The following is a 21,972-nucleotide window of genomic DNA, read 5'->3' on the forward strand; positions in this document are numbered from 1 at the left end:
GCCTCAGGCCAGCAGCGCGGCGATGCGCTCGCGCTGGCCCGGATCGGGCATGCGCCCCAGCGCGGCGCCGAGGTTATCGGCCATATTGCGCGGCTTGGAGGTGGCGGGGATGGCGGCGGTCACCGCCGGATGGCTGACGATGAATTTCAGGAACAGCTGGCCCCACGAGCCGCAGTCGATGTCTCCGGCCCACTGCGGCAGCGGCCGGTCCTTGACCACGCGGAACAGGCGGCCGTCCTGGTACGGGCGGTTGATCAGCACCGCGACGCCGCGTTCCTGGCACAGCGGCAGCAGCACGCGCTCGGCATTGCGCTCGGCCACCGAGTAATTGACCTGGACGAAATCGACGCGCTCGTTGCGCACGATCCGCTCCAGCGCCTCGTGCGCGTCGTCGCGGTAATGGGTGATGCCCAGGTAGCGGATGCGGCCCTGTTCCTTCAGCTCCCGCAGGAAGCGCAGGTTGCCTTGCCAGTCGATCAGGTTGTGCACTTGCAGCAGGTCGACCTTGTCCACGCGCAGGTCGGCCAGCGAGCGCCCCCACTGCGCCTGCGCCGGGGCGCCGGACTGGGCCGAGATCTTGGTCGCCAGGAACACGCGCTGCCGGGCGTTGGCCGCGCGCAGCAGGTCGCCGGTCACTGCCTCGGCGTTGCCATAACTGGGCGCGGTGTCGATGACCGAGCCTTCGGTGCGCAACAGCATCGCCATGACTTCGGCGAGCGGCTTGCGTTCGGTGGCTTCGCTGCTGACGTTGAAGGTGTCGGCCGTGCCCATGCCCACGACGGGCAGGGCCTCGGTGGTGCCGGGGATGTTGCGGCGCATCGGGACGGCAACGGTGGCGGCCCCGGCGGATAGAGGGGCGATGGCGGCGGCGCTGGCGGTCAGCCCGGCGGCCAGGGCCAGGAATGAGCGGCGGTCGATTGGCATGGAAGCGCTTCGGGACGGGTCATACACTGGTTGACCTTAGGCGCTTGCCGGAGCCTTGTAAACCGCTGCTTCAGTGCGCTATCCGGCACGCCGTGCAGCACGGGCACCGCCGCGCGCACCCTGCGGACGGGGTGCGCGGCACATCTTTCGCGCTTCAGACCACCGTGGCCAGGCCCAGCGTCAGCAGCAGCGCCACCACCGAGATGATGGTCTCGCACACCGACCAGGTCTGGAAGGTCTGCGTCACGGTCATGTTGAAGTACTCCTTGACCAGCCAGAAGCCGCCGTCGTTCACGTGCGACAGGATCAGCGAGCCGGCGCCGGTGGTCAGCACCAGCAGCTCGGGCCGGGTGCCCGGCACGCTGGCGGCGATCGGCGCGACGATGCCGGCGGCGGTGGTCATGGCGACCGTGGCCGAGCCGGTGGCGATGCGGATCATCACCGCGACCAGCCAGCCCAGCACCAGCACCGACACCTGCGCGCTGGTGGCGACATCGACGATCGCGGTGGAGATCCCCGAGTCGCGCAGGATGCGGCCGAAGCCGCCGCCGGCGCCGACCACCAGCGTGATGATGGCGGTGGGCGCCACGCACTCGTTGGTGAACTTCAGGATGGTTTCGCGGTTGAAGCCGCGCGCCTTGCCGAAGGTGTAGAAGCTCACCAGCGCGGCGATCAGCAGCGCCATCACCGAGTTGCCGATCAGCTTGAGGAAGTCGTTGGCAAAGGTCTTGGGCGTGGTGAAGACGTCGGCCCAGCTGCCGATCAGCATCAGCATCACCGGCAGCAGGATGGTGAACACCGTGATGCCGAAGCCCGGCAGTTCGTGCGATTCCTTGACGCGCTCATCCTCTTCGGTGAACTGGTCGGCCAACGGGTTGACCTCGGGCAGCTTGACATAGCGGTCCATCAGCTTCGCAAACAACGGCCCGGCGATGGCAGCCGTGGGAATGCCCACGATCAGCGCGTACATGATGGTCTTGCCGATGTCCGCGCCGTACGCGGTCACGGCCAGCAGCGCGGCCGGATGCGGCGGGATCAGGCCGTGCACCACCGACAGGCCGGCCACCATCGGGATGCCGACCACCACCATCGACGTGCCGGTGCGCTTGGCCACGTTGAAGGCGATCGGCACCAGCAGCACGAAGCCGACCTCGAAGAACACCGGCAGGCCGACGATAAAGGCGATGGTCGCCATGGCCCAGTGCACGTTCTTGGCGCCGAAGAAATCGATCAGCGTGTTGGCGATGCGTTCCGCGCCGCCCGACTCGGCCATCATCTTGCCGAGCATGGTGCCCAGGCCCACCACCAGCGCGATATGGCCGAGGGTGCCGCCGACACCGGCTTCGAATGACTTGACGATGTCGCCCATCGGCATGCCCACGGCAAAGCCGAGCAGCACCGAGACGACAACGAGGGTAATGAAGGGGTTGAGCTTGTAGCGCGCGATCAGCACCACCAGTGCGATCACGGCGATCAGCGCATACACCAAGAGCGTGGTTCCGGTGACGGGACCCATATTGTCTCCTTGTGTGGAATAAAGGCCGCTTGTGGCGGCAGCAGAGGTTTAGGCTTGTTGTTTTCTTCCCTCTCCCGCTTGCGGGAGAGGGGTTGGGGAGAGGGCGGGCGCGTGGCAAGCACCGTGGCGGCTCACTTCGTGGTGACGCCGGCCCTCTCCCCCGCGCGGGAGAGGGGAGCAAACAGTCGGGAAGCAGTTAATCAACCAGGCAGCAGGCTCAGGCCGCCGGCTTCTTGTACGCGATGCAGTCCACTTCGACCTTGCAGTCCACCACCATGCTCGACTGCACGCAGGCGCGTGCCGGGGGGTTGGCGCCGAAGTATTCCTTGAAGATCTTGTTGAACGAGGCGAAGTCGCGCGCATCGTCCAGCCACACGCCGCAGCGGACCACGTGCTCGGGGCCGTAGCCGGCCTCGGCCAGGATCGCCAGCACGTTCTTGATGGCCTGGTGGGTCTGCGGCACGATGCCGCCATCGATCAGCTCGCCGCCGACCATCGGCACCTGGCCGGAAACGTAGAGCCAGCCGTCGGCCGCCACTGCGCGCGCAAAGGGCATGTGCGCGCCGCCCTGGCCGGTGCCGCCTTCCACGCCGAATCGTTTGATGTCCATGGGTACTCCTGGAATTTGTTGCCGGGAAAAAATTGAAAGAAAAGGGAGAGGGAGCGAATCAGTCGGCGCCGCGCGCCAGGAAGCGTCCTGCGCGGATGCCGGTCGGCTGCCGCTGCTGCCATGACAGCTCGCCATTGACCCAGACCGCGGCAATGCCTTCGGCGGGCTGCATCGGGTCGGTGAAGCTGGCGGCGTCGCGGATGGTCGCGGCGTCGAACAGCACCAGGTCGGCCCAGTAGCCTTCGCGCACGAAGCCGCGGCCATGCAGGCCGAAGCGCTCGGCGGACAGGCCGGTCATCTTGTTCACGGCGACGGTGAGCGGGAACAGCTCGCGGTCGCGCGCATAGTGGCCCAGCACGCGCGGGAACGCCCCCCACAGGCGCGGATGCGGCAGCGGGTCGTTGGGCAGGCCGTCCGAGCCGACCACGGTGGCGGGGTGGCTCAGGATGCGGTCGACGTCTGCATCTTCCATGCAGTGGTAGACGGCGCCGGCTGGCATCAGCCGGCGCGCGGCCTCGTACAGGTCGACCTGCCATTCGGCGGCGATATCGGCCAGCAGCCGGCCGCCCATCTCGGGCGCGCCTTCGGACCACGTCACCATGATGTCGAAGTCGCTGGTGACCTGCTTCAGGTCCAGCGTCGACGAGCTGGCGGTATAGGGATAGCAGTCGCAGCCCACGGGCTGCCAGCGCTGCGCGCCGTCGAGTGCGTCGAGCACTTCGGTGCTGCGGCCCCAGTTGTCCACGCCCGCGCATTTCAGGTGCGAGATCACCACCGGCACGCGCGCATGGCGGCCGATGCGGAAGGCTTCGTCCATGGCGTCGAGGATCTCGGCGAACTCGCTGCGCAGGTGCGTGGCGTAGAGCGCGCCGGCATGGGCCAGCGGCTCGGCCAGCGCCAGCACTTCCTCGGTCGGCGCGTTGAAGGCATTGGCGTAGGCAAGTCCGGTGGACAGGCCCAGCGCGCCGTGCTGCAGCGACTCTTCCAGCTGCGCGCGCATGGCCGCGATTTCCGCGGGCGTGGCGGCGCGGTCGAGCCGGTCCATATGGTTGCTGCGCAGCGCGGTATGGCCCACCAGCGCGGCGACGTTGATCGCGGGCTGCGCGGCATCGACGGCGTCGACGTAGGCCTTGAAGCTGGGGTAGCGGAACGCGTCGGCATGGCCGAGCAGGTTCATCGGGTCGGGCGGCTCGCCGGAGAGCGTCACCGGCGCGGCGCTGATGCCGCAGTTGCCGACGATCACGGTGGTCACGCCCTGCGACAGCTTGGGCGTCATCTCGGGCTGGCGCACCACGTTGGTATCGTCGTGCGTATGCACGTCGATAAAGCCCGGTGCCAGCACCAGGCCGTGGCCTTCGACCACGTGCGCGGCGGCATCGGGATCGATCGCGCCGCCTTCATCGATGCGGGCAATGCGGCCGTCGCGCAGCGCCACGTCGGCCAGGCGCGCGGCGGCGCCGGAGCCGTCGATCAGCGTGACAAGGCGGATCAGGGTATCGAACAGGTGTGGCATGGTCAGTCTCCCAGCGGCTGGCGGCTGTCCGGGCCCAGGGTGGGGCCGCTCTCACCGCGGTGGCTGTCCAGCACGTACTTGAGCCGGCGCAGGCGCTCCTTGCTCTGGTCCTGCTGCAGCAGCGCACACTGGGTGGCCAGCACGTCCAGCACCATCAGCATCGCGTAGCGGGACGCCGACGGCTTGAAAATGAAATCCGTCTCCAGCGTGCGCACCGGCAGCAGCACGTCGGCGCGTGCGGCCAGCGGCGAGCCCAGCGCGGTCACCGCGACCAGCTTTGCGCCGTATTCGCGCGCGATCTCGCAGCTGGCCAGCATTTCCGGCACGCGCCCGCTGGCCGAGAACGCCAGCACCACGTCGTCGCGGCTCAGCGTGGCCGCCACCATCTTCTGCAGCAGGCCGTCCTGGTAGCTGGCCACCGGCTGGCCCAGCCGCGCCAGGCGGTGGCGTGCCTCGTCGGCCAGGAACGACGAGCCGCCACCCATGCCAAAAGCGTAGACCATGCGTGCGCCCAGCAACAGGCGCGCGGCGTCTTCGATGCGCTGCGCGTCCAGCAGGCCGCGGTTGACTTCGAGCGCGGTCAGGATGTCGGCATGGATGCTGTCGGCCAGCGTTGCCGGGGCTTCGGCAGCTGCATCGGCGCCGCCGGGTTGCAGGAAACGCGCACCCACCGCGGTGGCCTGTGCCAGCCGCAGCTTCAGGTCGCGCACGTCGCGGCAGCCGATGGCCTTGGCGAAGCGGGTCACGCTGGCCTCGCTGACGCCGGCCTTGCGCGCCAGCTCGTTGATGCTCGCGGCGGCGGCGCCGGCCAGGTCTTCCAGCACCACCTGCGCGACCTTCTGCTCGGCCAGGCGCAGCGCGGGGCCGCGCTCGGCGATGCGGGTCAGGATGTCGAAGGGCGCGGTCATGGTTGGGTGGCTGGGGGCAGGGCCGTGAGGCAAAGTGACGCAGGCGGCGGACGCTGTCCGCAAGGGCTATAACAGTGACGGGCGCGAGCTTGGGCGTTGTCTCTGCGGTTCCCTGTGTGCTGTCAGCGTGTTACTTTATAACAAGGATGAAATATCTTATTTTCAGGGCTATCATTACGTCAATCAGATTTTTTCAGGGTGATGACAAGCATGCGTGAAATAAAGTATCAGGCCGGCGTGATCGATCCGCTCAACAAGGCGCTGGGGCGGCTGGAGGCCCCGCTGGCCCCGGACGCCGCCCACACCGGCTGGAGCCTGCTGCAGGAAGAACTGAGCCTGCCGGCCGCGGTGCTTTACGAAGACCGGCTTGCGCACAACCTGGAATGGATGCGCCGCTTCATGGGCGAGTACGGCGTGCAGCTTGCGCCGCACGGCAAAACCACCATGGCACCCAAGCTGTTCGCGCGCCAGCTTGGCGCCGGCGCGTGGGGCATCACGCTGGCAACCGCGCACCAGACCGCCGCGGCGCATGCGCACGGCGTCAAGCGGGTGCTGATGGCCAACCAGCTGGTGGGCCGCCGCAACATGGAAATCATTGCGGACCTCCTGCGCGACGATCCGGGCTTCGAGTTCTTCGCGCTGGTGGACTCCGCCGCGCTGGTCGACCAGCTCGGCAAGTTCTTCAAGGAGCGCGGCCAGACGCTGCAGGTGCTGCTGGAGCTGGGCGTGGCGGGCGGGCGCACCGGCGTGCGCGACGACGCGCAGCAACAGGCCGTGCTCGACGCGCTGGCGCGCTGGCCGCAGGCGCTGTCGCTGGCGGGTGTCGAGATCTATGAAGGCGTGCTGAAGGAAGAGGCCGATATCCGCGCCTTCCTGCAGCGCACCGTGGCGGTGACGCGGCAGCTGGCGCAGCAGGGCCGCTTCGGCCGCAGCCCGGTGGTGATGTCGGGCGCGGGCTCGGCCTGGTATGACGTGGTTGCCGAGGAATTCGCGCGCACCGACATCGGCACGCCGATCGACATCGTGCTGCGTCCCGGCTGCTACCTGACCCATGACGTGGGCATCTATCGCGCCGCGCAGCAGCGCATCCTGGCCAGCAACCCGGTCGCGCAGACGATGCGCGAGGGCCTGCTGCCGGCGCTGCAGCTATGGGCCTACGTGCAGTCGATCCCCGAGCCGGACCGCGTCATCATCGGCATGGGCAAGCGCGATGCTGCCTTCGATGCCGGCATGCCGACTCCCGCGCAGCTGTACCGCCCGGGCAGCGAGGCGCCGGTCGACGTGCCCGCGCACTGGGAAGTGACCGGCATGATGGACCAGCACGCCTACCTGCAAATCAAGCCGGGCGACGACATCCAGGTCGGCGACATGGTCGCCTTCGATATCTCGCACCCTTGCCTGACCTTCGACAAGTGGCGCCATATCCCGGTGCTGGATCATGACCTGCGCGTGATCGACATTGTGCAAACCTTCTTCTGAGGCGGGCCACCCCATGAGCATCGATATCCTGGCCTACGGCGAGCCGCTGGTGGAGTTCAACCAGCAGCCCGACGATCCCGACCGCTACCTGCAGGGCTTTGGTGGCGATACCTCCAACTTCTGCATCGCCGCGGCGCGGCAGGGCGCCAGCACCGGCTATATCAGCGCGGTGGGCGCCGATACCTTCGGCGAGCGCCTGCGCGCGCTGTGGACGCAGGAGCGGGTCGATACGCGCTACGTCCACGTGGACCCGTCCGCGCCGACCGGCGTCTACTTTGTCTCGCACGACAACCACGGCCACCGCTTCGACTACCTGCGCGAAGGTTCCGCCGCTAGCCGCTACCAGCATGAGCAACTGCCGCTGGGCGCGATCGCCGCGGCGCGCTATCTGCACCTGTCGGGCATCAGCCTGGCCATCAGCACCAGCGCCTGCGATGCGGGCCTGGCGGCGATGGAGCATGCGCGCAAGGCCGGCACCAAAGTCACGCTCGACACCAACCTGCGCCTGCGGCTGTGGTCGCTGGCGCGCGCGCGCGGCATCATGCGCGAAGCGTTCGCGCTGACCGACGTGTGCCTGCCCAGCTGGGACGACATCACCGTGCTGACGGGGCTGGACGACCGCGATGCCGTCGTCGATTACCTGCTCGGCTGCGGCATCGGCCTGGTGGCGCTCAAGCTGGGCGAGGAGGGCGCTTACGTGGCCACGCCCGAGTCGCGCACGCTGGTGGCGCCGTATCCGGTCAAGCCGGTCGATGCCACCGGTGCCGGCGATTGCTTTGGCGGCAGCTTCGTCGCGCGCCTGGCGGCGGGCGCCGACCCGTTCGAGGCCGCGCGCTACGCCAACGTGGCCGCGGCGCTGTCCACCACCGGCTATGGCGCGGTGGCGCCGATCCCCGATGCGCAGACCGTGATGGCCCGGCTGGCCGAATCGGTTTCGGTGATTGGCGGCTGAGCGGCGGCTAAGCCGGCTGCATTCCCTGACTTTGCTTTCCTGAACCCTTTATCCCGAGACCGACATGCAAAACCAGACTTCCCCGCTGCTCCCCCTGCTGGCCGATGTGCCGGTGATCCCCGTGCTGGAATTCCATTCGGTGGATGAGGCCCTGCACGTCAGCGAGGCGCTGGTCACCGGCGGCCTGCCGCTGCTTGAGATCACGCTGCGCACGCCGGTCGCGCTGGAAGCCATCAAGGCCGTGGCCGTCGCGCTGCCGCAGGCGTACGTGGGCGCCGGCACGGTCCTGACGGTCGAGCAGCTGCATGCCGTGCGCGATGCCGGCGCCAAATTTGCCGTGTCGCCCGGCCTGACCCCGTCGCTGGCGCAGGGCGCGCAGGGCGCGGGGATCTCGCTGTTGCCGGGCGTGGCCACGGCCAGCGAGGCCATGCTGGCGCTGGAGGCCGGCTTCACCTTCCTGAAGTTCTTCCCGGCGCAGGCGGCCGGCGGGGTGCCGATGCTCAAGTCGCTGGGCGGACCGCTGCCGCAGTTGCGCTTCTGCCCGACCGGCGGCATCGATGCCGCGCTGGCGCCGACCTACCTGGCCTTGCCCAACGTGGTGTGCGTGGGCGGGTCGTGGGTGGTGCCCAAGGACGCGGTTGCCGGCAAGGACTGGGGCCGTATCCGTTCGCTGGCCGAGCAGGCACGCGCGCTGCGCAGCAAGGGCTGAGCGCAATGCAAAAACGGCACGCCGCGGGGCGTGCCGTTTTTGCTGCAGACGCGGCCAGGCCGCGTCATTGCGCGGTTGTGGCGGTCCGGCTTACTTGTGCCGGTCCGCCGAGCTTTCCAGCTTCTGGCCGCCGCGCTGAATGTCTTGTCCGAGTCCTGCCATCGTGTTGCAGCCAGCCAACAGGGTGGCAAACAGAACGCACCAGATCCAACCTTTCTTCACGCCGGGCTCCTTTCCATTAGGTTGAGGGTTTGAGGCAGATTTTACCGCCGCTGTCAGCGCGGTTGATATCTGGTATGTGCCAATTTGTAAATCGTGCAATCGGTACAACAGCTGGTACAACAGCTGGCGCCGCTGGCGCCGCCCGGCTTGGCCGCTTCAGCCTGCCGGCGACAGCAGCTCGCGGGCGCGCCGCCGGATAGCGGCGTGCGTCTGCACCAGCCAGGCCGCCGGGAAAGGTTGCGCCAGCAGGTAGCCGGCGCAAGTCTGCAAAGCAATCGAGGATACCGGCGACCGGGGGCACCGCGCTGGCGGGCAGCTCGATGCACAGGCGCTCCGCGGCAATGCCGCCGGTGTCGATGGCCCGTGCCAGGGCACCGACCATTTGCGGGCGGTGCAGCTGCGCGCTTGAGGCCAGCAGCGTAAATTGCAGCGGCGCAAACGCTTCGGAGCTGCGCACCAGCGGCAGCACGCTGTCGAGCAGCCAGCCGCCGAAGCGTTCAACCAGCCCGAGCGTTTCCAGCGCCGGCAGGAAGTCCTGCGGCGCCACGCGCCCCAGCACGGGGCTGCGCCAGCGCAGCAGTCCGGCCGGCCGCGCCGGGGCGTCCGCATCGGATGGCGCTTGTGGGCTTCCCGATGCGCCCAATGGCGTCCCGCCGGGATCGTCGGCATCTGGATACATGAATCGTGCTGCGGGCGGAGGCCGTGCTGGCGGCGCTGTCCCGCGTCTCCCCGTTGTCAGTGGTCCACGTCTGGCAGGACCGCTGGCGCGGGCCGGCTGCTCTCGTCAGGCGTGACTGCGCGCGCCTGCTGCAGCGCAACGGGCTGCAAGGCCAGATCTTAAGCCAAGCCGGGGGCAAGACCTTGCAATTTGCGACAAGTTGCGGACTACGCACCTATCGTTTGACGGGGGGGCAATGTGGTGCTGGCGCTTCACTCGAAGAGGTTGCCTGAACACCGCGCGGCATCAGCCGGTCGTTTCTTCTTCCGGGCCGTCTTCAGGTGGCAGGCGCGAAGCCAGCACCTTGTCGATGCGCTTGCCATCCATGTCGACAATCTCGAAGCGCCAGTCGCCCCACTCGACGCGGTCGGCGATCTGTGGCAGCCGTCCGAGCAGCAGCAGCAGCATGCCCGACAGCGTGTGGTAGCGCTCCTTTTCTTCCTCAGGCACCTGGCGCAGCCCGATGCGGTCCTTCAGTTCGGGGATGGGGATCAGGCCGTCGAGGAGCCACGAGCCATCGTCGCGCTGCACCGCCCATTCCTCGCCGGCGGCCTCGGCCTTGAACTCGCCGGTGATGGCTTCGATCAGGTCCTGCAGCGTCACCAGCCCCAGCACCTCGCCGTATTCGTCGATGACAAAGGCCACCTGGCCGCCCGAGGCGCGGAAGTTTTCCAGCAGCTCCATCCCGGTGACGCTTTCGGGCACGAACACCGCCGGCTGCATCACTGCCATCAGGTCGGCCTCTTCGCCGCGCAGTCGGCGCGCCAGCAGCTGGCGCGCGCTGACCACGCCGACGATGTCGTGCATGCCGCCGCGCACCGCAGGGAAGCGGGAGTGGTCGGATTCCTCGATACGGCGCAGGTTTTCTTCCAGCGGTGCGTCCACGTCCAGGTAGATGACGTCGCCGCGCGGCACCATCAGCGAAGCCAGCTGGCGGTCGTCGAGGCGGAACACGTTGCGCACCATGGTGTGCTCGTGCTGCTCGATCACGCCGGCCTCGGAGCCTTCGACCAGCAGGGCGTGGATTTCTTCCTCGGTCACGCCCGGGCCGCTGTCGGTCTTGGTGCCGAGCAGGCGCAGCACCAGCCGGGTGGAGCTCGACAGCAGCTTGACGAAGGGGGTGGACGCCACCGCGAGCCAGGAGATCGGGCGCGCCACCAGGCGCGCAATCGCTTCGGGGGCCATCTGGCCCAGGCGCTTGGGCACCAGCTCGCCCAGCACGATGGAAAAATAGGTCAGGCCCGCCACCACGATCGCGGTGGCGACGTAGCCGGCGGTGGACTCTGACATGCCAACACTGCTGTGCAGCCAGTCGCCGAAGGGCTGCGCCAGTGTCGATTCGCCGACCACGCCGTTGAGCACGCCGATCGACGTGATGCCGATCTGCACCGTCGAAAGGAAGCGCGTGGGATCCTCGCCCAGCTTGACGGCTTCGATCGCGCCCCGGTCGCCGTTCTCGATCTGCCGCTGCAGGCGCGCCTTGCGCGCGGTGACCAGCGCGATCTCGGACATCGCGAATACGCCGTTCAGCAAGATCAGCGCCAGTAATATGGCAATTTCCATCAAAGTGCGCGCCCTTTGCGCGCCGGGAGTTCAAAGAGGGCAAGCATACCATTCGGACTATTACAGGAAGTCGTCGCTGTGACGCCTGCGTCGCAGCGGCGGCAAGGCAATCACTGACAGGGAATTGCTGCTATTACCTGGCAGGTAGTCGCTCCCAGCACCAGGCCATGCTCTAATAAGTGCATGGAAACGCTGACCCCCGCCTCCGAAACCACTCTCGACTTCCCCGGCCTGCTGCGCTACTGGCGCAGCAAGCGCGGCTACAGCCAGCTGGCGCTGTCGCTGGCCGCCGGGGTGTCGCAGCGCCACATCTCCTTCCTGGAATCCGGCCGCGCCCGCCCCAGCCGCGAAATGGTGCTGGCGCTGGCCGAGCGACTCGGCGTGCCGCTGCGCCAGCGCAACCGCATGCTGCTGGCGGGCGGCTTCGCCCCGGCCTACAGCGAGCATGCGCTGGCCTCGCCGCCGTTGCAGATGGTGCAGCAGGCGATCGCGTTGATCCTGTCCAAGCAGGAGCCGTACCCGGCCGTGGTGCTGGACCGGTTCTGGAACCTGGTCGACGCCAACCAGGCTTACCGGCGCATGCTCGATACGCTGCTCGACGGACGCGCGCCCGCGTCGCTGGAGGACGAAGGCGGGCGGGGCGGCGGGCATGGCGGCGGTCCGCGCCGGGTCAACCTGATGCTGTCGGTGTTCGATCCACAGGGATTGTGGCCGGTGATCGAGAACGCGCGCCAGGTCGGACGCTACCTGCTGCGGCGCGTCTGGCAGGAGTTGCAGAGCCAGGCCCACGACCAGACCGCGCGCGAGATCTTCCGGCGCATCGCCGCGTGGCATCCCGACATGGTCGGCCCCGGCGGCGCACTGCTCCCCGATGACGACGGCGCCGAAGGACCGCCGCCGCCGGTGCTGCCGGTCGTGCTGCATGCGGGCGCGTTCCGTGCGTCGCTGTTCTCGACGCTGACCACGCTTGGCATTCCGCAGGACATCACGCTGCAGGAGCTGCGCATCGAGTCCTTCTTCCCCGCCGATGAAGCCACGCGCGCCCTGTTTGAAACGCTGGGCGCCGCGCAGCCAGCGGCGCTCAGAAGCGGTAGCGCAGATAGATGACGTGGAAGCTGGTGCCAGGATTGGGCTCCTTGATGCCGGCATTGGACAGGTGCTGGAAGCGGTAGCCCGCGGTAAAGCGCCGGTCCGAGCCGAAGGTTACGCCCAGGCCCGCGTATTCCGAGAACTGGAACGCCGTGGAAATGACATGGTCGTCCGAGGTGCGCGTTCCCGTCAGCAAGCGCGGACCGACCGACAGTTCGAGGAACGGCGCCCACGCGTGCTTCCACCAGCCGATGCGGACCACCGGCGAGGCGCCGAACTCCCACAGGTCATGCGGATTGTTGTCGCTGCTGCTGTTCCAGCGCGCGATATTGACTTCCCATTGGAGGTCGATCAGCCAGCCCTGCGGATTGCCCCACGCAAAGCCTGAATCCCACAGCATGGCCATTTCGACCTTCTGCACGTGATGGGTCTCGTCGAAGCCGTAGCCCAGCTGCACGGCCGGCGCGGCGTGGGCGGTGCCGAGGCAAAGGGGGAGGGCCAGCAGGCTCGCCGCGGCGGTGTGTCGGACGACCAGCGGCATTGAGCGTGCGGCGAAGCGACGCTGCCGGTGCCCCCGACGACCGGTACGCGCTGTGGGCGCGGGAGCGAGATCGCAACAACTTGCATGGCGGTCCTGACAGGCTTCTTGGTCTTGTCGTGGCATGGGAAGCAAGGCTTGGGATGCTGCGTTGCTGTCGGACCTCGCATGGGGCGGCGCCGCAACGGGCGTCGCCACGCATGGCCGGCCTCCATACCCTATTTGTAGTACACGAGTTAGCACATTGCTGGCCCGGAGGGCGGGGCGACGACATTTGCGTGCGTGTGCGCAACCGGTGCATGGCGGCCACATCGTGCCTTTCGTGTGCGACAATGCGGCTCGCTTTTCCCGTCTATACGAGGGCAATTCAATGATGTTCCGTGTTTTTGGGCATGCGGCCGCGCTGGCGGGCTGCATGTTCGGCCTGGCCGTCCCGGCCGCTCATGCCGAAGGCAGCGCCATGCCGGCCCAGCGTCCGGCCGCGGCCGCCGGCCTTTACGAGTGCCAGGCGCCGGACGCCGGCACCGTGTTCCGCTCCACGCCCAGGGAAGGCTGCCGTCTGGTGGCAGCGCCCGACCCTGGTGCACCCGACCCGCAGCGCTGGTTGCCGCTGATGGGGGCCAACGGCGTGGTCTCGTACTTCGACCAGTCGGCGACCCGGCGCCAGGGCACGCAGGTCGGTGTCGTGCTGATGCGCAATTCACCGTCGGGGGTGATCCGCACCGCCAACGGCGAACCGATCCGCTCGTCGCTCAAGCGCATGGTGCTCGACTGTGCCACGTCGATGTTCGCGGTGGTCGAGCAGACGCTGTACAGCAAGCGCTACGCGCGCGGCAATTCGCTCTATACGATCCGCGCGCCGCGGTACGGCACCTTCCAGCCTGCCGGCCCCGGCACGATCGCGGGTGAACTGCTGCGCAGGCTGTGCCGCTGAGTTGAGGCGCTGAGTTGAGCCGGACCCCGCCGGCGGCGCCGATGCTCCTGTCAGGGTTTGTCCCGGTCAACCGCGTGCAAACCGTCCTCGTTGATGCAAATGACCCGGCGCGAATCGCGTGCCGGTCATTGCAGGCATTCCTACACGCAGGGCTCACGAGGAGACCGAAATGAAGAAGTGGATCGTCATGCTGTCGCTGGCAATGTTCGGTGCGGGCGCGATGGCGCAGGCAACGCCGGCCACTCCGGCAACCCCCGCCACGCCGGCGGCACCGGCTGCCGACAAGGCTGCGCCGGCCAAGGCCGACGGCAAGCAGAAGGCCAAGGCCAAGAAGACCAGCGCCAAGAAAAACAAGAGCCACGCTCCCTCTACCAAGGACCCGATGACGAAGAAAGGCGCCTGAGCGCGCTGCCGATGGCGGCGGGCGCCCGGTGCCCGGTTCCCCGGCAAGCGGGGAAGCGGGGAAGCGGCCGGCGTCCGTGCCGCCATGCCGCTGCGCTGCGATGGCGTGGCACGACGGCGGGGCCATGTCCACATGACCCTGCCGCGTGAACAACAGCCCTGTGGCACGCCATGCCGTGCCTTCCGGGGGGAAAGGCAGGGTCGTTGCGGCGGATCGAGACAGGAGGCTACGGCCTCCTTTTTTTCGTTCCTGCGCGACGGCTTTGCGTGCGCAGCTGTGCACGCTATGCTAGCGGGCATCGTGCCGGCCTGGCCTGCAGTGCCGGGCCGGCGCAATGCAACCCTCGGACAGGAGCGTCTATGGCAGCGCTTGCAGCTTGGTGGCGGCGAATCGCAATCCTGTGGACGCTGGCGCTGCTGTGCCTGCCGGCATGGGCGGCCACGCTGGCACCGGCAACGGCACCAGTCCCGATCGCCGTGCCCAGCGGCGAAGTCGCGGAACTGCGGCTGATGGACCGTCCCATCGCCACGCTGCGCGCAGCCATCGGCGGCGCGACGCCGGCCATGCGCGTAGCGCGCGCCCAGCAGTTGTTCGACGGTCTCACCGAAGCCGAACTGGCCCAGCCGCTCGGGCAGCTCAGCGGCACCCTCGGCGACGCGCCGATGATCGCGTTCCGGCTCGGCGACCGGTTGCTGTTCGCCCTGGCCATGCAAGACCTTTCCCCGGAAGACAACCTCACGCTGGAAGCTGCCGGCGCGCAGGCGGCGGCGGCGCTGCGCCAGGCCATTGCCGCGCGGCGTGCGCACCTGCACTGGCCCAACCTGTTCCGCGGCGGGGCGCTGAGCCTGCTCGGCCTGGGCGTGCTGGCCGCGCTGGCCTGGGGCGTCGCGCGCGCCAGCGTGACGCTGCGCGCGCGCCTGCGCTCGGCATTGCAGCGCCACGTGGCGCAGCACCTCGAACGCCGGGCCGGGCAGTTCGACTGGACCGGCACGCTCTACCAGCTGGTTGCGCGCCTGGTGCAGATCGTTGCCGTCGGCGTGGTCCTGGTGCTGGCCTTTGCCTGGCTGGACTTCGCGCTCGAACAGTTTCCGCTGACGCAGCCGATGGGCGACCGCATGGGCGCGTTCATCCTCCACCTGCTGTCAGGCATTGCCGTGTCGATGGTTGGGGCGGTGCCAGGGCTGGTGACGGTAGTGGTGATCCTGCTAATCACGCGCGCGGTGCAGCGGCTGGTATCGAATATCTTCAAGGCGGTGCAGAAGGGCCAGATCTCGGTGCCCGGGCTGCATGCCGAGACCGCCGGCGCCACGCGGCGCCTGGCCGCGGCGTTGATCTGGGCGCTGGGCTTCACCTTCGCCTACCCGTATATCCCGGGCTCGGAAAGCGATGTGTTCAAGGGCCTGTCGGTGCTGCTCGGCTTTATGGTGACGCTGGGCTCGGCCAACGTGGTCAACCAGCTGATGAGCGGCATGGTGGTGGTGTACTCGCGCGCGCTGCGGCGCGGGGACATGGTATGCATCGGCGATACCGTCGGCACGGTGGCCTCGCTCGATGCGCTGTCGGTCAAGGTCATCAACCTGCGCAATGAAGAGGTGACGCTGCCGAATGCGGTGGTGGTCGGCAGCGCGATCCACAACTACACCCGGCACGGCAGCGTGCGCGATACCGGCACGAAAGAGGTCTGGCAGGCCGCGATGATTTCGACCTCGGTCACCATCGGCTACGACACGCCGTGGCGGCAGGTCCATGCCATGCTGCTGGCCGCGGCCGCGCAGGCCGAGCACGTGGCGGCGTCGCCGACGCCGTTCGTGCTGCAGCGTGGCTTGTCGGACTTCTATGTCGAATACGAACTGTTTGCCGCGCTGGATGACCCGCGCAACCGCTTCTATGCGCTATCCGCGCTGCACGCGGCGATCCAGGATCAGTTCAACACGCACGGCGTGCAGATCATGTCGCCGCACTTCATGGCGCAGCCGGAGAAGACTGTCTACGTGCCTGAAGCAAAATGGTTCGAGCGGCCGGGTAGCGCGCAGATCGATCCGGCTGCGCGGCCGCAGCGGGCGCCGTCGCGCGCCGCATGAGCGTGGCCTAAGCACTGCTCGTGCGCGCGCGGGGCGCCTGCTTCAGCCGTCGACGTGGCGGGCCTTCCATTGCCCGCTGGGCTGCTTGCAGAACCAGCCTTTCCAGTGCTCCTGCGAACTGCCGCGCTTGAGTTCCGACTCCAGCCGCCGGCACTGCTGGCCCTTGTCGGTCTTGCTTTCAACAGGGGTGATGGTGCCATCCACCTGCTGGCGCCGGCCGCTGGCCGGATAGGTCCACGTCACCGACTGGCCGTCGGCGGTATCGTTCAGCGCCTTGCGCACCGATTGCGACAGCGAGGCACCTTCCTTCTCGTTGAGCGTGCCGATGATGGAACCGCTCAGGTAGTTGTCGAAGTACGCTTGGGCCGGCGCGGCCACGGCCAGCAGCAGCGTGGAGCCGAGCACGCAGGCGATGGCGGCACGGATGGCGGCGCGGGTGGCCGGGCGGGCAGTGCGGTCTGTTTGCCGAGGCAGCATGACGATTCCTTTGGCTTCATGTTGGCGTGCCGCGAGCCGACGGAAGGCATTGCGCGGGCAAGCCGGATGGGTCGTTTGGGTGGCATTGTAAGCGCAATGCCGGGCTGGCGACGACCACTTTGCCGCATTGCGGCGGGGCCGGTGCGGTTGACACCGGCGTAGCGCTGACCTAGCGTTGATTGCTGCCCCAACGCTTGCCATCCCCTGTTCCGCAGCGGCTGTCAGCGGTGCGCACCGCAAAGGCAAGCGCCTTTCCCCCGAGAGGAGATTCCATGAAGCTGCGCTATCTCATCATTGGCCTGGCCGGTGCCTGTGCCTTCGGCACACTGCACGCCCAGACCGGCAAGGCCGACAAGTTCAATCCCTACACCGACGGCGCCAAGCAGGACAAATTCAGCACGTACACCGATGGGGCCAAGCAGGACAAGTTCAGCACGTACACCGATGGCGCAAAAAGCGACAACGTGACTTCGCTCAACCCCGGGGCGCGGCCTGACCAGATGGAGCCGATCGAGGGCGGGGCGCAGAAGTTCGATTCATACAGCCAGGGCGGGATGAAGAGCGGCAAGTTCGATACCTATTCCGAAGGCGCAAAGAGCGGCAAGTTCGATCCCTACAGCGAAGGCGCTAAAAAGTAACACCGTATTAAAAGTGTCGAGCGCGGGGTGACGGCCGGCACCGCGGCCGATCACGCTGGTCCGGAGGTCCGGCGAGCTTTGCGCTCGCCGGCGCTTGAGCCGGTGTGACCTGAACGCCCGCAAAGCCTTGCCCGGAGCGGCTTTCGGGCAACCCCACCAACATTTTGTTTCAAACCTTGCGTGGTCGAAACGTGACTTTGGCGTCTCGAATTGTTATGGTTTATTGCGCATCGCAACAAACCGGACACAGTGCCTCGCGGGCGCCGAGACCCGTGTTCGGGCCACGCCATATTGGACCCGGCCCGCCTCTTGCTGTGTCGTGCCTTGCGGCGCCGCCTGCAAGGCTCTTCGCCCCGACCGCCGATGCCGGTCATTCCGTTTTAACTGTTCCCCTGGCATACATGTCACAGATCGCCACGCCACGCTTGTCCGCAATATTTTCCGCGCCCGCCCCCGGGCCGGCCCGTCGCCGCAGCGCGCGCGCCGGGGTACGGATCGCGGCATGGCTGGGCGGCAGCATCCTGGCACTGTGCGCCATGACGGCGCAGGCGTTCGATTTCGATACCGTCGCCGCGCGCGCCAAGCAACTGGCAGCATCGCCATACAAGGCCCCGCTGCAGAACCTGCCGCGCGAACTGCGCGAACTGTCCTACGAGCGCTACCGCGAGATCGAGTACAAGCCCGAGCGTTTCGCCTGGCGCGGCACGCGCTCGCCGTTCGAGCTGTCGTTCTTCCATGAGGGCATGGTGTTCGACCAGCCGGTGCGCATCCATGAAGTGGTGGGCAACAGCGTGCGTGAATTCCGCTTCGATCCCGCCGCGTTCAACTACGGACCGCACAAGGTCGACGCCGCCAAGCTCAAGGGGCTTGGCTTTGCCGGCTTCCGCATCCTGTATCCGCTGAACCAGGGCAAGCGCAAGGACGAACTGGCGTCGTTCCTTGGTGCCAGCTATTTCCGTGCGCTCGGCAAGGACCAGTGGTATGGCCTCTCGGCGCGTGGCCTGGCGGTGGACACCGCGCTCAATTCCGGCGAGGAATTCCCGCGCTTCGTCGAATACTGGATCGAGCGGCCTGGCCCCAATGCCAAGGAGCTCATCGTCTATGCACTGATGGATTCGCGCCGCATGAGCGGCGCCTACCGCTTCACCATCAAGCCGGGCGCCGAGACCGCGATGGAGGTCAAGTCGCGGCTGTTCCTGCGCGAGAACGTGACCAAGCTGGGCCTGGCGCCGCTGACCAGCATGTATCTGTTCGGCGAGAACCAGCCGTCGCCGGTGCAGGATTTCCGCCCCGAGGTGCATGACTCGGACGGCCTGTCGATCCACCTGGGTACCGGCGAATGGGTCTGGCGCCCGCTGGTCAATCCCAAGCGCCTGCTGGTGACGTCTTTCGCGGCGACCAACCCGCAGGGCTTCGGGCTGATGCAGCGCGACCGCAGCTTCAACAGCTACCAGGAACTGGGCGCATGGTATGAACGCCGCCCGAGCGGCTGGGTGCAGCCGCGCGGCAACTGGGGCTCGGGCCGGGTCGAGCTGGTGCAGATCCCGACGCCGGACGAGACCAACGACAACATCGTCGCGTACTGGGTGCCGGACAACCCGCCCAAGCCGAAGCAGGCCTTCGACTACGAGTACCGGTTGCTGTGGCAGAAGGACGGCGAACAGCTGCCGCCGCTGTCATGGGTGAGCCAGACCCGGCTGGGCCGGGGCCAGTCGGCCAGCAAGGAGGACACGAGCTTTTCGCTGGTGGTGGACTTTGAAGGCCCGGGCTTCCGCAGGCTGCCCGCTGACGTTCGCATCGACCCGGTGGTTTCGGCCGATGCCAACGGTGAACTGCTGAAGACGTCGGTACAGCGCAATGAAGCGACCGGCGGCTGGCGCATGACCATGGTGATGCGCCGCAAGGATGAAACCAAGCCGGTAGAGTTGCGCGGCTATCTTCGCAACGGCAATACAACCCTATCCGAGACGTGGAGCTACATCTTACCCCCAGGCTAAAGCAGCGACCGGCCCAGGCAGCGGCATGCGAGCGCTATGTCGACCGCCTGCCCGTATCGCCTGAAATCCGCAGCGAACTGCTGGCCGACATGCCCGCCGCGGCCGCGGCGCCGGTGGCATCGCTGGCACCGGTCAGCACGGTCATGCCGGTCGGCGGCGATGGCCGCGACGGCCGCGACGCGCAGGAAGCGATCTCGCGCCTGCAGTCGCGCCTTGCCGCCAAGGACGCGCCCGCCGCGCAGGGCGGCAGCGCCTACGCGTCGGTCGGCCGCCGTTTCACCATCGCCTACGGCAACCCTCAGGTTGGCGGCGAGCCGCTGCTGCAGCGCCGCGACGATGGCACCGTCAAGGTCGACACCGGCCCCGAGCCGGAGCGCAGCTCGATGGTGCCGCGCCAGTGGCCGCCGCATATCGTCACCGGCTGGCTGCGCAATGCCTGGCGCCGCATGCTGGGCCGCCCGCCCGTGCCCGAGACCTGGGACACGCTGCACGACGGCCCCGATGCCGAAGGCATGTGGCATCCGGCCGGCTCGCACCGGCGCTGGGTCCTGCTGGGCCTGGTCCTGATCCAGACCGTGCTGGCCACCTACTTCATGACCAGCGTGCTGCCATACCACGGGGCCGATCCGCTCGAGATCGCGATCCTGGGCCTGTTCGCCATCCTGTTCTCCTGGGTGTCGGCGGGCTTCTGGACCGCGATGATGGGCTTCCTGGTGCTGGCCAAGGGCGGCGACCGGCATCTGATTTCGCGCTCCGCCGCACCCGAAGGGCCGCTCGCGCCCGAGGCGCGCACCGCGATCATCATGCCGATCTGCAACGAGGACGTGACGCGGGTGTTCGCGGGCTTGCGCGCGACCTATGAATCGCTGGCACGCACCAGCCACCTGTCCAATTTCGATTTCATCGTGCTGTCCGACAGCGGCAATCCGGACCTGCGCACCGCCGAGCACGACGCGTGGATGGAACTGTGCCGCGCGGTCGGCGGCTTCGGCCGCATCTTCTATCGCTGGCGCCGCCACCGCGTCAAGCGCAAGACCGGCAACGTTGCCGACTTCTGCCGCCGCTGGGGCAGCAAGTACCGCTACATGGTGGTGCTCGATGCCGACAGCGTGATGAGCGGCGAATGCCTGGCCACGCTGGTGCGGCTGATGGAGGCCAACCCCGGTGCCGGTATCATCCAGACCGCGCCGCTGGCCGTGGGCCGCGAGACGCTGTATGCGCGCGTGCAGCAGTTCGCCACGCGCGTGTACGGGCCGCTGTTCACTGCGGGCCTGCATTACTGGCAGCTGGGCGAATCGCACTACTGGGGCCATAACGCCATCATCCGCGTCAAGCCGTTCATCGAGCATTGCGCGCTGGCGCCGCTGCCGGGCCGCGGTCCGCTGTCCGGCGAAATCCTGTCGCACGACTTCGTCGAAGCCGCGCTGATGCGCCGTGCCGGCTGGGGCGTGTGGATCGCGTACGACCTCGAGGGCTCGTACGAAGAACTGCCGCCGAACCTGCTCGACGAAGTCAAGCGCGACCGCCGCTGGTGCCAGGGCAACCTGATGAATTTCCGGCTGTGGCTCAAGCAGGGCTTCCACGTGGTGCACCGCGCGGTGTTCCTGACCGGCATCATGGCCTACCTGTCGGCGCCGCTGTGGCTGTTGTTCCTGCTGCTGTCCACGGCGATGCTGGCCAAGCATGCGCTGGTGCCGCCGGAGTATTTCACGCAGCAGTACCAGCTGTTCCCGACCTGGCCCGAGTGGCACCCGGAGAAGGCGCTGGCGCTGTTCTCGGCGACCGCCACGCTGCTGTTCCTGCCCAAGCTCGCCAGCGTGGTGCTGCTGATGAAGCAGGCGCGGCGCTACGGCGGCGCGGTGCAGCTCTTTGCCAGCATGCTGGTCGAGGTGCTGCTGTCAGCGCTGCTGGCGCCTACGCGGATGCTGTTCCATACCAAGTTTGTGATTGCCGCCTACAGCGGCTGGGGCATCTCGTGGAAATCGCCGCCGCGCGAAGACGCCGAGACCACCTGGGGCGAGGCGTTCCGCCGCCACGGCTGGCACACCGCGCTGGGGTTTGCGTGGGGCGGTCTGGTCTACTGGCTGAACCCGTCGTACGTGCTGTGGCTGCTGCCGATCGTCGGGTCGCTGGCAATGTCGATCCCGTTGTCGGTGATGCTGTCGCGCGTGTCGCTGGGCCGTGCCTCGCGCAATGCGGGCCTGTTCATGATCCCGGAAGAAACGCTGGTGCCGCGCGAGATCGTCGAGACGCAGCAGCATGTCGAGAACGCCGCGGACACGCCTGACTTTGTCGATGCGGTGGTGGACCCGGTCACCAATGCGCTGATGTGCGCGACCGCGACGGCGCGGCCGGTGCAGCCCGAAGCGGCACGCCGGCGCCACGAAACGCTGGTCGAGCATGCGCTGACCCATGGTCCGCGCGCGCTGACACCGGCGCAGAAGCACCTGCTGCTGGGCAACCCGTTCGCGCTGGCCCGGCTGCATGAGCTGGTGTGGGGTTCGCCGCTGGCCGATGCCGGCTGGAAAGATACGCGCATGCTGGTGCGCAGGGCGGCCAACGTGCTGCCATTGCGGCCGCGCGCGGCGTGACGCCGATTGCCTGCTGAACAAGAAATGGCCTGCTGATGCGGGCCATTTTTTTGCTGGCGGCGGTACCGGCACCAACCACCGCCAACCGGCACCCATCGGCATTACCGTGG

The 21,972-nt window shown here is 67.8% G+C and carries 20 protein-coding genes; 10 read left to right on the forward strand and 10 right to left on the reverse strand.

What is annotated here, in order from left to right:
• Nucleotides 1–3: 3 nt before the first annotated feature.
• The 5 genes from E0W60_RS00210 to E0W60_RS00230 form a co-directional block, all read right to left on the reverse strand.
• The gene (locus tag E0W60_RS00210; RefSeq protein WP_135702536.1) at nucleotides 4–924 is read right to left on the reverse strand and encodes an aldo/keto reductase; all 921 of its coding nucleotides are present in this window, start codon (nucleotides 922–924) and stop codon (nucleotides 4–6) included.
• Nucleotides 925–1,078: 154 nt separating this feature from the next.
• Nucleotides 1,079–2,440, reverse strand: coding sequence for a GntP family permease (locus E0W60_RS00215; RefSeq protein ID WP_133093225.1), 1,362 nt, complete (start codon nucleotides 2,438–2,440; stop codon nucleotides 1,079–1,081).
• A 217-nt stretch (nucleotides 2,441–2,657) separates the two neighbouring features.
• Nucleotides 2,658–3,050, reverse strand: a complete 393-nt coding sequence (locus E0W60_RS00220) for a RidA family protein (RefSeq protein ID WP_063240271.1) — start codon at nucleotides 3,048–3,050, stop codon at nucleotides 2,658–2,660.
• 58 nt (nucleotides 3,051–3,108) lie between these two features.
• Nucleotides 3,109–4,563 (reverse strand): N-acyl-D-amino-acid deacylase family protein, encoded by a 1,455-nt coding sequence (locus E0W60_RS00225; RefSeq protein WP_135702538.1) that lies wholly within the window; start codon nucleotides 4,561–4,563, stop codon nucleotides 3,109–3,111.
• Between the two features lie 2 nt (nucleotides 4,564–4,565).
• On the reverse strand, nucleotides 4,566–5,471 hold the full coding sequence (locus E0W60_RS00230) for a MurR/RpiR family transcriptional regulator (protein ID WP_135702540.1): 906 nt from the start codon (nucleotides 5,469–5,471) through the stop codon (nucleotides 4,566–4,568).
• A 210-nt stretch (nucleotides 5,472–5,681) separates the two neighbouring features.
• Between E0W60_RS00230 and E0W60_RS00235 the strand changes: the two genes are divergently transcribed.
• The 3 genes from E0W60_RS00235 (at nucleotide 5,682) to E0W60_RS00245 (ending at nucleotide 8,611) form a co-directional block, all read left to right on the forward strand.
• Nucleotides 5,682–6,950 (forward strand): amino acid deaminase, encoded by a 1,269-nt coding sequence (locus tag E0W60_RS00235; protein WP_135702542.1) that lies wholly within the window; start codon nucleotides 5,682–5,684, stop codon nucleotides 6,948–6,950.
• A 13-nt stretch (nucleotides 6,951–6,963) separates the two neighbouring features.
• Nucleotides 6,964–7,902, forward strand: a complete 939-nt coding sequence (locus E0W60_RS00240) for a sugar kinase (RefSeq protein ID WP_135702544.1) — start codon at nucleotides 6,964–6,966, stop codon at nucleotides 7,900–7,902.
• 64 nt (nucleotides 7,903–7,966) lie between these two features.
• On the forward strand, nucleotides 7,967–8,611 hold the full coding sequence (locus E0W60_RS00245; protein ID WP_135702546.1) for a bifunctional 4-hydroxy-2-oxoglutarate aldolase/2-dehydro-3-deoxy-phosphogluconate aldolase: 645 nt from the start codon (nucleotides 7,967–7,969) through the stop codon (nucleotides 8,609–8,611).
• 90 nt (nucleotides 8,612–8,701) lie between these two features.
• On the opposite strand, the gene E0W60_RS00250 is transcribed toward E0W60_RS00245, so the two are convergent.
• The 3 genes from E0W60_RS00250 to E0W60_RS00260 form a co-directional block, all read right to left on the reverse strand.
• Nucleotides 8,702–8,833, reverse strand: a complete 132-nt coding sequence (locus E0W60_RS00250) for an entericidin A/B family lipoprotein (protein WP_010814145.1) — start codon at nucleotides 8,831–8,833, stop codon at nucleotides 8,702–8,704.
• Nucleotides 8,834–8,849: 16 nt separating this feature from the next.
• Nucleotides 8,850–9,380: an EAL domain-containing protein gene (locus E0W60_RS00255; protein ID WP_240745787.1), complete on the reverse strand. Its 531-nt coding sequence runs from the start codon at nucleotides 9,378–9,380 to the stop codon at nucleotides 8,850–8,852.
• A 417-nt stretch (nucleotides 9,381–9,797) separates the two neighbouring features.
• Nucleotides 9,798–11,114, reverse strand: coding sequence for a hemolysin family protein (locus E0W60_RS00260; RefSeq protein ID WP_135702550.1), 1,317 nt, complete (start codon nucleotides 11,112–11,114; stop codon nucleotides 9,798–9,800).
• A 183-nt stretch (nucleotides 11,115–11,297) separates the two neighbouring features.
• Between E0W60_RS00260 and E0W60_RS00265 the strand changes: the two genes are divergently transcribed.
• Nucleotides 11,298–12,221: a helix-turn-helix domain-containing protein gene (locus tag E0W60_RS00265; protein ID WP_135702552.1), complete on the forward strand. Its 924-nt coding sequence runs from the start codon at nucleotides 11,298–11,300 to the stop codon at nucleotides 12,219–12,221.
• On the opposite strand, the gene E0W60_RS00270 is transcribed toward E0W60_RS00265, so the two are convergent.
• Nucleotides 12,196–12,744 carry an acyloxyacyl hydrolase gene (locus E0W60_RS00270; protein ID WP_240745788.1) on the reverse strand — a complete coding sequence of 183 codons (549 nt, stop codon included), beginning with the start codon at nucleotides 12,742–12,744 and terminating at the stop codon, nucleotides 12,196–12,198. The two genes, E0W60_RS00265 and E0W60_RS00270, sit on opposite strands and share 26 nt — an antisense overlap.
• Before the next feature lie 367 nt (nucleotides 12,745–13,111).
• Here E0W60_RS00270 and E0W60_RS00275 point away from each other — a divergent pair, with 367 nt between their 5' ends.
• The 3 genes from E0W60_RS00275 to E0W60_RS00285 all read left to right on the forward strand — a co-directional run bounded on the left by E0W60_RS00275 (nucleotide 13,112) and on the right by E0W60_RS00285 (nucleotide 16,159).
• Nucleotides 13,112–13,675 (forward strand): surface-adhesin E family protein, encoded by a 564-nt coding sequence (locus E0W60_RS00275; protein WP_135702554.1) that lies wholly within the window; start codon nucleotides 13,112–13,114, stop codon nucleotides 13,673–13,675.
• 169 nt (nucleotides 13,676–13,844) lie between these two features.
• A complete protein-coding gene (locus E0W60_RS00280) occupies nucleotides 13,845–14,078 on the forward strand; it encodes a hypothetical protein (protein ID WP_135702556.1) in 234 nt (77 codons plus the stop codon).
• A 359-nt stretch (nucleotides 14,079–14,437) separates the two neighbouring features.
• On the forward strand, nucleotides 14,438–16,159 hold the full coding sequence (locus tag E0W60_RS00285) for a mechanosensitive ion channel family protein (RefSeq protein ID WP_135702559.1): 1,722 nt from the start codon (nucleotides 14,438–14,440) through the stop codon (nucleotides 16,157–16,159).
• A gap of 42 nt (nucleotides 16,160–16,201) precedes the next feature.
• Here E0W60_RS00285 and E0W60_RS00290 read toward each other — a convergent pair whose 3' ends face one another.
• Nucleotides 16,202–16,636 carry an RT0821/Lpp0805 family surface protein gene (locus E0W60_RS00290; protein WP_135702561.1) on the reverse strand — a complete coding sequence of 145 codons (435 nt, stop codon included), beginning with the start codon at nucleotides 16,634–16,636 and terminating at the stop codon, nucleotides 16,202–16,204.
• A 272-nt stretch (nucleotides 16,637–16,908) separates the two neighbouring features.
• On the opposite strand from E0W60_RS00290, the gene E0W60_RS00295 reads away from it, so the two are divergent.
• The 3 genes from E0W60_RS00295 (at nucleotide 16,909) to mdoH (ending at nucleotide 21,862) form a co-directional block, all read left to right on the forward strand.
• Complete coding sequence (locus E0W60_RS00295; RefSeq protein WP_133093211.1) at nucleotides 16,909–17,274, forward strand: hypothetical protein; 366 nt, start codon at nucleotides 16,909–16,911, stop codon at nucleotides 17,272–17,274.
• 401 nt (nucleotides 17,275–17,675) lie between these two features.
• Nucleotides 17,676–19,271 carry a glucan biosynthesis protein G gene (locus E0W60_RS00300; protein WP_133093210.1) on the forward strand — a complete coding sequence of 532 codons (1,596 nt, stop codon included), beginning with the start codon at nucleotides 17,676–17,678 and terminating at the stop codon, nucleotides 19,269–19,271.
• A complete protein-coding gene (gene mdoH, locus E0W60_RS00305; RefSeq protein ID WP_135702563.1) occupies nucleotides 19,244–21,862 on the forward strand; it encodes a glucans biosynthesis glucosyltransferase MdoH in 2,619 nt (872 codons plus the stop codon). The genes E0W60_RS00300 and mdoH overlap by 28 nt, the downstream gene beginning before the upstream one ends.
• Nucleotides 21,863–21,972: the final 110 nt, after the last annotated feature.

It is taken from the genome of Cupriavidus oxalaticus (genome assembly GCF_004768545.1).
Taxonomy (GTDB): Bacteria; Pseudomonadota; Gammaproteobacteria; order Burkholderiales; family Burkholderiaceae; genus Cupriavidus; species Cupriavidus oxalaticus_A.